The 10,379-nt window shown below is 67.7% G+C and carries 9 protein-coding genes; all 9 read right to left on the bottom strand.

What is annotated here, in order from left to right:
- Window positions 1-45: 45 nt before the first annotated feature.
- Window positions 46-864, bottom strand: a complete 819-nt coding sequence (gene pssA, locus IEZ21_RS20035; protein ID WP_033320198.1) for a CDP-diacylglycerol--serine O-phosphatidyltransferase — start codon at window positions 862-864, stop codon at window positions 46-48.
- 28 nt (window positions 865-892) lie between these two features.
- On the bottom strand, window positions 893-1,549 hold the full coding sequence (locus tag IEZ21_RS20030) for a phosphatidylserine decarboxylase (RefSeq protein ID WP_189323289.1): 657 nt from the start codon (window positions 1,547-1,549) through the stop codon (window positions 893-895).
- 169 nt (window positions 1,550-1,718) lie between these two features.
- A complete protein-coding gene (locus tag IEZ21_RS20025; RefSeq protein WP_165343637.1) occupies window positions 1,719-2,924 on the bottom strand; it encodes an acyl-CoA dehydrogenase family protein in 1,206 nt (401 codons plus the stop codon).
- A 2-nt stretch (window positions 2,925-2,926) separates the two neighbouring features.
- Window positions 2,927-3,439, bottom strand: a complete 513-nt coding sequence (locus IEZ21_RS20020) for a MaoC family dehydratase (RefSeq protein ID WP_189323288.1) — start codon at window positions 3,437-3,439, stop codon at window positions 2,927-2,929.
- A gap of 6 nt (window positions 3,440-3,445) precedes the next feature.
- Window positions 3,446-4,420: an HpcH/HpaI aldolase/citrate lyase family protein gene (locus IEZ21_RS20015; protein ID WP_033320202.1), complete on the bottom strand. Its 975-nt coding sequence runs from the start codon at window positions 4,418-4,420 to the stop codon at window positions 3,446-3,448.
- Entirely contained in the window at window positions 4,417-6,483 is a 2,067-nt protein-coding gene (locus IEZ21_RS20010) for an ethylmalonyl-CoA mutase (RefSeq protein WP_189323287.1), read from the bottom strand. Before IEZ21_RS20010 ends, IEZ21_RS20015 begins: the two co-directional genes overlap by 4 nt.
- 1 nt (window position 6,484) lies before the next feature.
- Entirely contained in the window at window positions 6,485-7,822 is a 1,338-nt protein-coding gene (ccrA, locus tag IEZ21_RS20005; RefSeq protein ID WP_189323286.1) for a crotonyl-CoA carboxylase/reductase, read from the bottom strand.
- A 399-nt stretch (window positions 7,823-8,221) separates the two neighbouring features.
- A complete protein-coding gene (locus IEZ21_RS20000) occupies window positions 8,222-9,043 on the bottom strand; it encodes a TetR family transcriptional regulator (RefSeq protein ID WP_189323285.1) in 822 nt (273 codons plus the stop codon).
- Window positions 9,044-9,182: 139 nt separating this feature from the next.
- On the bottom strand, window positions 9,183-10,379 hold a 1,197-nt coding region (locus IEZ21_RS19995), incomplete at its 5' end, for a 3-hydroxyacyl-CoA dehydrogenase family protein (RefSeq protein WP_246567938.1).

The raw sequence follows: 10,379 nt of genomic DNA, 5'->3' as shown, positions 1-10,379 counted from the left end.
CGAACCGGAAGGTTCGGGCCCTCTTTCACGTACGTACACAACGAGCTAAGGCAACTGCGCCGCCCGCGCCTCACGCCGGTTGTCGCGGAAGTTGTTCACCCTCCGCGCCGTGGCGAAGAGGGGGATCACCGCGCCCGTGACCAGCTGGAGCGCGCAGCCCATCTGGAGGAGGAGCTGGCCGCCGGGGGCGTCGAAGGCCCAGGAGGTCAGCAGGCCCATGCTGAGCACGATCCAGGAGAGCACCGCCACCGCGAGGCGGCCCCGCGGCTTCGGGTACTCGACGCGGCTCACCATCAGCCAGGCCGTGCCCAGGATCGCCATGAGCGTGGCGACGAAGGGCAGCTCAAGGAGCACGATGGACACCACGGTCAGCGCACCGAACGGTGACGGCATGCCCTGGAACGTGCCGTCCTTCACCGTCACGCACGAGAATCTGGCGAGCCGCAGCACGACCGCCAGCAGGACCACGATCGCCCCCACCGCCGCCACTCGCTGCTGCGCGTCGTCCGCGACCATGCCGTAGACGAGGACGAAGTACGCGGGCGCCAGACCGAAGCTGATCAGGTCCGAGAGGTTGTCGAGCTCCGCGCCCATGGGGGAGGAGCGCAGCTTGCGGGCCACCAGCCCGTCGAAGAGGTCGAAGACCGCCGCGCACAGCATCAGGATCACGGCCGTGGCCGCGCTGTTGCGGGCCATACCCGACTCCTGGCTGCCCGTGAGGTGCGGGATCAGGATGCCGGTGGTGGTGAAGTACACGGCCATGAAGCCGCAGGTGGCGTTACCGAGGGTGAGGGTGTCCGCTATTGAGAGGCGGAGAGAGAGGGGCATCTCCTCCTCTTCGTCCACCTCATCGGCCTCCGGCACCCAGCCGGTGCCGGCCTGAGCCTCTGGATCAATCACGGTCAATGCGAGTCACCCCAGCCACCGTCTTCTGACCGACCTCCACCGCGACCTCGACGCCCTCGGGGAGGTAGATGTCGACACGCGAGCCGAAGCGGATCAGGCCGATCCGGTCGCCTTGCTCGACCTTCGTGCCCTGCGGAACGTACGGCACGATGCGTCGCGCGACCGCACCGGCGATCTGGATCATCTCGATGTCGCCGAGCTCGGTGTCGAAGTGCCAGACGACGCGCTCGTTGTTCTCGCTCTCCTTGTTGAACGCCGGAACGAAGCCGCCGGGGATGTGCTCGACCGACGTGACCGTGCCGGAGAGCGGGGCGCGGTTCACATGGACGTTCAGCGGGCTCATGAAGATCGCGACGCGGGTGCGGCCGTCCTTCCACGGCATGATGCTCTGCACCACTCCGTCGGCGGGCGAGATGACCCGGCCCGAGGTGATCTCGCGCTCGGGGTCGCGGAAGAACCACAGCATGCCCGCCGCGAGCGCGGTGGCGGGTACGGCCACGGCCTTGGCGGCGCCGGACTTGCGCGCGCGTACCAGGCTGAGGGCTGCGGTGGCGACGGTCGGGACGAGCCACGGCGATGCTCCGCGCGCGAGGCGTGCGCCGACCAGGCTGTCGCGAGGTGCAGAGATTGGGCTGTGGGGCATGGATGACCTTCGTAGCGGATGATGCCGCGCTGCAGGAGGGGGACGGCGGCTTCCTGGGATCGTACCGGTCGCGGGCCACAACTGGGCAAGCCAGGAAGCCGAGTCAACGGCCGAAGGGTGTTGACGGGGTGTGATGTTCACCTCGAACAAAACACCCCAATCGGCACGTCTAACCCTGGAATCGATACTCTTCGAGCAGCCGGCGCCCGATGATCATTTTCTGGATCTCGGCGGTACCTTCGCCGATCAGCAGCATCGGAGCCTCACGGTAGAGGCGCTCGATCTCGTACTCCTTCGAGAAGCCGTAGCCGCCATGGATTCGGAACGCGTCCTCCACGACTTCCTTGCAGTATTCGGAGGCGAGGTACTTCGCCATCCCTGCCTCGAGGTCGTTTCGCTCCCCTGAGTCCTTTTTGCGAGCTGCGTTCACCATCATCGCATGAGCGGCCTCGACCTTGGTGGCCATCTCCGCCAGCTTGAACTGAATGGCCTGGTGCTGGGCGATCGCCTTGCCGAAAGTGTGACGCTGCTGGGCATACGAGACACCGAGCTCGAACGCGCGCTGAGCGACGCCACAGCCACGCGCCGCCACATTCACGCGGCCGACCTCGACCCCGTCCATCATTTGGTAAAAGCCGCGGCCGGTGACTCCGCCGAGCACGCGATTGGCCGGAATGCGCAGGCCATCCATGATCAGCTCGGTGGTGTCGACGCCCTTGTAGCCCATCTTGTCGATCTTCCCGGGGATGGTCAGTCCGGGCCGGACCTCACCGAAGCCGGGCTCCTTCTCGACCAGGAAGGTCGTCATCGACTTGTGGGGCGCGGTGCCCTCGGGGTGTCCTTCGTCACTCTTCACGAGAACGGCCACCAGCGTCGACGTGCCGCCGTTCGTCAGCCACATCTTCTGGCCGTTCAGGACGTACTCCTCGCCGTCCTTGACCGCCTTCGACGTGATCGCCGACACGTCCGAGCCGAGCGCCGGCTCCGACATGGAGAACGCGCCGCGGATCTCGCCCGCCGCCATCCGCGGAAGGAAGTACTCCTTCTGCTCCTCGGTGCCGTGCTGCTTGAGCATGTACGCCACGATGAAGTGCGTGTTGATGATGCCGGAGACCGACATCCAGCCGCGCGCGATCTCCTCCACGCACAGCGCGTAGGTGAGGAGCGACTCACCCAGGCCCCCGTACTCCTCGGGGATCATCAGCCCGAAGAGGCCCAACTCCTTGAGGCCGTCGACGATCTGCTGCGGGTACTCGTCGCGGTGCTCCAGCTCGGTCGCGACCGGGATGATCTCCTTGTCCACGAAGTCCCGGACGGTGGACAGGATCTCCTGCTGGATGTCGGTCAGACCGGCGGTCTGGGCGAGTCGCGCCATGGCTACTTCTCCTGCTCCTTGAGCTGGGGCCGGCCGGGCTGCTCGCCGCCGCGCTCCTTGATGTACGTCTCGGTGGGGACCATCACCTTGCGGCGGAACACGCAGACCAGCGTGCCGTCCTGCTTGTAGCCCTTGGTCTCGACATAAACGATTCCGCGGTCGTTCTTCGACTTGGAGGGCGTCTTGTCGAGGACGGTCGTCTCGCCGTAGAGCGTGTCGCCGTGGAAGGTCGGCGCGACATGGCGCAGCGACTCGATCTCCAGGTTGGCGATCGCCTTGCCGGACACGTCGGGGACCGACATGCCGAGCAGGAGCGAGTAGATGTAGTTCCCCACGACGACGTTCTTCCCGAAGTCCGTCGTGTTCTCCGCATAGTTGGCGTCCATGTGGAGCGGGTGGTGGTTCATCGTCAGGAGACAGAAGAGGTGGTCGTCGTACTCGGTGACCGTCTTTCCGGGCCAGTGCTTGTAGACGTCCCCGACGGTGAACTCTTCGTAGGTGCGGCCGAACTGCATGGTGTCTTACGCCTCCGGGGCCTCGAACTTGGACGTACGGGTCATGCCGGCCGCCCGGCCCTTGCCCGAGATGACGAGCGCCATCTTGCGGCTGGCCTCGTCGATCATCTCGTCACCGATCATCGCGGAGCCCTTCTTACCGCCCGCCTCGGACGTGTAGTACTCGTACGCGTCCAGGATCAGCTCGGCGTGGTCGAAGTCCTCCTGGGACGGCGAGAAGATCTCGTTGGACGCCTCGACCTGGCCCGGGTGCAGCACCCACTTGCCGTCGAAGCCGAGCGCGGCGGCTCGCTGCGCGACCTCGCGGTAGCCGTCGACGTTGCGGATCTGCAGGTAGGGGCCGTCGATCGCCTGGAGGTTGTTGGCGCGGGCGGCCATCAGGATCTTCATCAGGATGTAGTGATAGGCGTCCGCCGGGTAGCCGGGCGGCTGCTCGCCCACGACCAGCGACTTCATGTTGATCGATGCCATGAAGTCGGCCGGGCCGAAGATGATCGTCTCGACGCGCGGGGACGCCTGGGCGATCTCGTTGACGTTGTTGAGACCCTGGGCGTTCTCGATCTGCGCCTCGATACCGATCTTGCCGACCTCGAAGCCCATCGTCTTCTCGATCTGGGTGAGGAGGAGGTCCAGGGCCACCACCTGCTGGGCGTCCTGCACCTTCGGCAGCATGATGCAGTCCAGGTTCGGGCCCGCACCCTCGACCACGGTCACGACATCGCGGTACGTCCACTCCGTCGTCCAGTCGTTGACGCGCACGACCCGCGTCTTGCCCGTCCAGTCGCCCTCGTTGAGGAACTTGACGATGGTGTGCCGCGCCTCGGGCTTGGCGAGCGGCGCGCACGCGTCCTCCAGGTCGAGGAAGACCTGGTCGGCGGGGAGGCCCTGGGCCTTCTCCAGGAAGCGGGGGTTGCTTCCCGGCACTGCGAGGCAGGAGCGCCGCGGACGCAGGCGGTTGACCTGGGGAGCAGGGCTGGTCATGCGGGGACCTCCAGGGGGTCGAGCTTGTTCGCTTTGCGGATCTCGTCGACGATGCGGCCGATGATTCCGGTGATGTCGAAATCCTTCGGGGTGAAGACGGCGGCGACTCCGGCGGCCCTCAGCTGTTCGGCGTCTCCGTTCGGGATGATGCCACCTGCGATCACCGGGATGTCTGTGGCTCCTGCCACACGCAGCCGCTCCAGGACGTCCGGCACCAACTGGGCGTGCGAGCCGGACAGGATGGACAGGCCGACCGCGTGTACGTCCTCCGCGACGGCAGCGTCCACGATCTCCTCGGGCGTGAGCCTGATGCCCTGGTAGACCACCTCGAACCCGGCGTCGCGGGCCCGTACGGCGATCTGCTCGGCGCCGTTGGAGTGCCCGTCCAGGCCCGGCTTGCCCACCAGGAAGCGGAGCTTGCCGACGCCGAGGTCACGGGCGGTCAGGTCCACTTGCCGGCGCACGAGAGCGAGCGCCGTGCCTGCCTCGGCAGCCACGGCGACCGGCGCCGACGAGACCCCCGTGGGCGCCCGGAACTCGCCGAACACCTCGCGCAGGGCCCCGGACCACTCGCCGGTGGTGACCCCCGCACGGGCGCACTCCAGCGTGGCCTCCATCAGGTTGCCGGTCCCGGCCGCCGTCTCCTTCAGCCGCTCCAGCGCCGTTGCCGCACGCGGATGGTCGCGCGCGTCACGCCACTCACCCAGGGCCCGTACGACGCGCTCCTCGACCGTCGGGTCGGCCGTATGGATCGCGGTGTCCAGGTCGGCCGTCAGCGGGTTCGGCTCGGTCGTCTCGAAGATGTTGACGCCGACGATCTTCTCCTGACCGGACTCGATACGGGCCCTGCGCTCGGCATGCGAGGAGACGAGCTGCGACTTCAGGTAGCCCGACTCGACGGCCGCCATCGCGCCGCCCATCTCCTGGATGCGGTCGATCTCGGCGAGCGACTCCTCGACCAGGGCGGCCACCTTGGCCTCGATGACGTGTGAGCCCTCGAAGATGTCCTCGTACTCGAGCAGGTCGCTCTCGTACGCGAGTACCTGCTGCATGCGCAGCGACCACTGCTGGTCCCAGGGGCGGGGGAGGCCCAACGCCTCGTTCCAGGCGGGAAGTTGCACGGCACGTGCGCGTGCGTCCTTCGAGAGCGTCACGGCCAGCATCTCGAGCACGATCCGCTGGACGTTGTTCTCCGGCTGGGCCTCCGTCAGGCCGAGGGAGTTGACCTGGACGCCGTACCGGAAACGCCGGTGCTTGGGGTTCTCGATCCCGTACCGCTCGCGCGTGATCCTGTCCCAGATGCGGCCGAACGCCCGCATCTTGCACATCTCCTCGATGAAGCGGACGCCCGCGTTCACGAAGAAGGAGATGCGCGCGACGACATCGCCCATGCGCTCCTGCGGCACCTGGCCGGAGTCGCGGACCGCGTCCAGCACCGCGATCGCCGTCGACATCGCGTACGCGATCTCCTGGACCGGAGTGGCTCCGGCCTCCTGGAGGTGGTAGCTGCAGATGTTGATCGGGTTCCACTTGGGGATGTGGGAGACCGTGTACGCGATCATGTCCGTCGTCAGACGGAGCGAAGGCACTGGCGGGAACACATGCGTGCCCCGCGACAGGTACTCCTTCACGATGTCGTTCTGTGTCGTCCCCTGGAGCTTGGTGATGTCCGCACCGTGCTCCTCCGCGACGACCTGGTAGAGCGCCAGCAGCCACATGGCGGTGGCGTTGATGGTCATCGAGGTGTTCATCTGCTCCAGGGGAATGTCCTGGAACAGCCGGCGCATGTCACCGACGTGCGAGACGGGGACACCGACCCGGCCGACCTCGCCGCGGGCGAGGATGTGGTCGGGGTCGTAGCCGGTCTGCGTCGGCAGGTCGAACGCGACCGAGAGGCCGGTCTGGCCCTTGGCCAGGTTGCGCCGGTACAGCTCGTTGGACGCCTCGGCCGTGGAGTGGCCGGCGTAGGTCCGCATGAGCCACGGCCGGGCTGTTTCTTTTTGCGCCTGCGGCGCGGGCGGCGCGCCCTGTGCCGCAGGCGCTGTCTTGCGCGGCTCTGTCATGTCACACGTTCCGGAAGCGATTGATGGCGTCGATGTGCTTGGCGCGCTTCTCTTCGTCGCGCACGCCCAGGCCCTCGCGGGGCGCCAGTGCCAGCACGCCCACCTTGCCCTGGTGGAGGTTGCGGTGCACGTCGTACGCGGCCTGCCCGGTCTCCTCCAGGGAGTACACCTTGGAGAGCGTCGGGTGGATCTTGCCCTTCGCGATGAGCCGGTTGGCCTCCCAGGCCTCGCGGTAGTTGGCGAAGTGCGAGCCGATGATGCGCTTCAGGGACATCCACAGGTAGCGGTTGTCGTACTCGTGGTTGTAGCCCGAGGTCGAGGCACAGGTGACGATCGTGCCGCCCTTGCGCGTGACGTAGACGCTTGCGCCGAAGGTCTCGCGGCCCGGGTGCTCGAAGACGATGTCGACGTCCTCACCGCCGGTCAGCTCACGGATGCGCTTGCCGAAGCGCTTCCACTCGCGCGGGTCCTGGTTGTGCTCGTCCTTCCAGAACTTGTAGTCCTCGGCGGTCCGGTCGATGATCGCCTCGGCGCCCATCGAGCGGCAGATCTCCGCCTTCTGGGGCGAGGACACGACACAGATGGGGTTGGCGCCGCCCGCGAGCGCGAACTGCGTGGCGTACGAGCCGAGTCCACCGCTCGCGCCCCAGATGAGGACGTTGTCGCCCTGCTTCATGTCGGCGCCGTTGCGGGACACCAGCTGCCGGTACGCGGTGGAGTTGACCAGTCCGGGAGCGGCGGCCTCCTCCCAGCTGAGGTGATCCGGCTTCGGCATCAACTGGTTGGACTTGACGAGGGCGATCTCTGCCAGCCCGCCGAAGTTCGTCTCGAAGCCCCAGATGCGCTGCTCGGGGTCGAGCATCGTGTCGTTGTGGCCGTCGGAAGACTCCAGTTCGACCGACAGGCAGTGCGCGACGACCTCGTCACCGGGCTGCCAGGCGTTCACGCCGGGTCCGGTGCGCAGGACGACGCCCGCGAGGTCGGAGCCGATGATGTGGTACGGCAGGTCGTGGCGCTTGGTGAGCTCGCTGAGCCGGCCGTAGCGCTCCAGGAACCCGAAGGTCGACAGCGGCTCGAAGATCGAGGTCCACACCGAGTTGTAGTTGACCGAGGAGGCCATCACGGCCACCAGGGCCTCGCCGGGACCGAGTTCGGGCACCGGCACCTCGTCCAGGTGGATCGACTTGCGGGGGTCCTTGTCGCGGGTGGTGAGCCCGGCGAACATCTCCGTCTCGTCCTTGTGCACGGTGATCGCGCGGTACGAGTCGGGCAGGGGCAGGGCGGCGAAGTCGGCGGACGTGGCGGTCTGCGACTGAATCGCGTCCAGGATTTCCTTCACGGTGTTGCCTCCGGCGAAGCGAGCGCTCGGGAGGAGCGCTTGAGGGTTACGTCGGGGTGGTTGCTGGTGTGAGGCGTGCCGTCGGTTCGGCGAAGGTGGTGCTCGGCAGCGCTTTGTGGCGCGGAAGGTTGCCTGTGACGCAGGCGTCCGGGCGCGCAGGCCATGAAGCTTGCGGGGACAGCCGGCGTACGAAAGTTCTCTGCACGCCGGCCGCCCGGACTACTCCAACGTATGGCACCGCGTGTCACGCCGCAAGGCACGCAGTGCCAACAATTTCTCTCAGATGCAATCTCGCCGTAACAGATGAGCGATGATCGATCAAAAGCGGCGCTGCGGGGGCGTTCTCGCTGCGGGGGAGGCGTCCTGGGGGCGTTCTGCTGACCGCGCCCGCCCGCTCGGTCAGCGGTTCTTCAGGGCCTGCTCGATCGTCTTCATCACTTCGTCGAGCGGTGCGTCGGTCCTGGCCACCGTGACCAGCACCTCGCCCTGCGAGGCGACCGAGGCCGCGGCTGAGCGAGACGCGGTCTCGCGCCCCGCCCCCATGCCCGCCCCGATCCCCGAACCGAAGGTCTTCTGGACGATGGCGAACGCGTGGTCCAGCTGCGCCTCCACGTCGCCCTGCCCGCCGGCCCGCAGCCATCGCCGCAGTACGTGGTTGTGCGCCGTGACCACGGCCGAGGCGGCGACCTCCGCGAGCAGCGGATCGTCGTTCGCGTCGTCGTCGTGCGCGTGCTCGTCGAAGTGCCCCAGCAGATAGCGCGTGAACAGCCGCTCGTACCGCGCCACGGACGCGATCTCCGCCTCCCGCAGCGTCGGCACCTCACGCGTGAGCTTGTAACGCGACACCGAGATCTCCGGCCGGGCCGCGTACATCTTCATGACTTCCTTGATGCCACGGCACACGGTGTCGAGCGGATGCTCGTGCGCCGGCGCGGCATTCAGTACCGCCTCGGCCCGGATCAGCGTGTCGTCGTGATCGGGAAAGATCGCCTCTTCCTTGGAGCGGAAGTGCCGGAAGAAGGTGCGCCGGGCGACCCCGGCCGCCGCGGCGATCTCGTCGACGGTCGTCGCCTCGTAGCCCTTGGTCGCGAACAGTTCCATCGCCGCGGCCGCCAACTCCCGGCGCATCTTGAGCCGTTGAGCGGCGGCGCGGCTGCCCGCGGCACTCTCCGGAGCGTCGGGCGTGGCTGGCGTACGGGAGGACTTGACGGGCTGGGACATGCCCCGAACGTACTCCATCCGTGCGGCGGAGCGCTCAAGATCCGCTCTCCCCCCGACCGGGGCGGGGGGAGAGGTGTCGGCCGGGGCGAGCAGTCCGCCCCAGTCCGTGCGGTTCGTGAACCGGTCGCCGGGCCGCCGCTCAGCGCCGGGCATATTCGCGGAAGCCGCGGCCGGTCTTGCGGCCGAGGCAGCCCGCGGCCACCAGGTGCTCGAGGAGCGGCGCCGGGGCCAGGCCCGGGTCGCGGAACTCCCGGTGCAGGACCTTCTCGATGGCCAGCGAGACATCGAGACCGACCACGTCGAGGAGCTCGAAGGGGCCCATCGGGTAGCCGCCGCCCAGCTTCATCGCGGCGTCTATGTCGTCGAGCGAGGCGTAGTGCTCCTGGACCATCTTGATCGCGTTGTTCAGATACGGGAACAGCAGCGCGTTCACGATGAAGCCCGCGCGGTCGCCGCAGTCCACCGGGTGCTTCCTGATCTTCGTGCACAGCTCGCGGACCGTGGCGTGCACATCGTCCGCGGTCAGAACGGTCCGGACGACCTCGACCAGCTTCATCGCCGGGGCCGGGTTGAAGAAGTGCATGCCGATCACGTCCTGCGGGCGCGAGGTGGCGCGGGCGCAGGCGATGACGGGCAGCGAGGAGGTCGTGGTGGCCAGGATCGCGCCCGGCTTGCAGACCTTGTCGAACACCGCGAACAGCTGCTGTTTGATCTCCAGGTCCTCGGCGACGGCCTCCAGCGCCAGATCGACCTCGGCGAAGGCGTCGTAAGAACCCGCCGGAGTGATCCGCTCCAGAGTCTCGGCCGCGGCCTCCGCGGTCATCCGCCCCTTGTCGACAGAGCGCGAAAGCGACTTGCCGATACGAGCCTTGGCGGACTGTGCCTTCTCCTCGCTGCGCGCGGCGAGCACGACCTCGTACCCGGCCTTCGCGAAGACCTCGGCGATCCCGGACGCCATGGTGCCGGAGCCGGCAACGCCGACCGAGCGGACGGGGCGGCCAGGGGTTTCGGGGCCTGAGGCCAGCGGTGTCAGGGCGTCCCGGACGACGGTTCCGCTGCCCGGAGCGTCGTACGTGTAGAAGCCGCGGCCCGACTTGCGGCCGGTCAGGCCCGCCTCGCTGAGCTGCCTGAGGATGGGTGCGGGCGCGTGCAGCCGGTCGTGCGAGGCGGCGTACATGGCCTCCAGGACCGTACGCGCGGTGTCGACCCCGATGAGGTCGAGCAGCTCGAGCGGGCCCATGGGCAGTCCGCAGCCCAGCTTCATCGCGGCGTCGATGTCCTCGCGGCTCGCGTACTTCGCCTCGTACATCGCGGCCGCCTGGTTGAGGTAGCCGAA

The organism is Streptomyces flaveus (assembly GCF_014647675.1).
Classification (GTDB): Bacteria; Actinomycetota; Actinomycetes; order Streptomycetales; family Streptomycetaceae; genus Streptomyces; species Streptomyces flaveus.
The sequence above is the reverse complement of the archived record's forward strand: the minus strand, read 5'-3'. Positions and strand labels throughout refer to the sequence as shown.

Excerpts from the sequence above, each read along its gene's own strand:
- IEZ21_RS20020 (WP_189323288.1), bottom strand. The coding sequence starts at position 3,439 with ATGCAGTTCGGCCGCACCTACGAAGAGTTCACCGTCGGGGACGTCTAC.
- IEZ21_RS20010 (WP_189323287.1), bottom strand. The coding sequence starts at position 6,483 with ATGACAGAGCCGCGCAAGACAGCGCCTGCGGCACAGGGCGCGCCGCCC.
- IEZ21_RS20030 (WP_189323289.1), bottom strand. The coding sequence starts at position 1,549 with ATGCCCCACAGCCCAATCTCTGCACCTCGCGACAGCCTGGTCGGCGCA.
- IEZ21_RS20015 (WP_033320202.1), bottom strand. The coding sequence starts at position 4,420 with ATGACCAGCCCTGCTCCCCAGGTCAACCGCCTGCGTCCGCGGCGCTCC.
- IEZ21_RS20000 (WP_189323285.1), bottom strand. The coding sequence starts at position 9,043 with ATGTCCCAGCCCGTCAAGTCCTCCCGTACGCCAGCCACGCCCGACGCT.
- IEZ21_RS20025 (WP_165343637.1), bottom strand. The coding sequence starts at position 2,924 with ATGGCGCGACTCGCCCAGACCGCCGGTCTGACCGACATCCAGCAGGAG.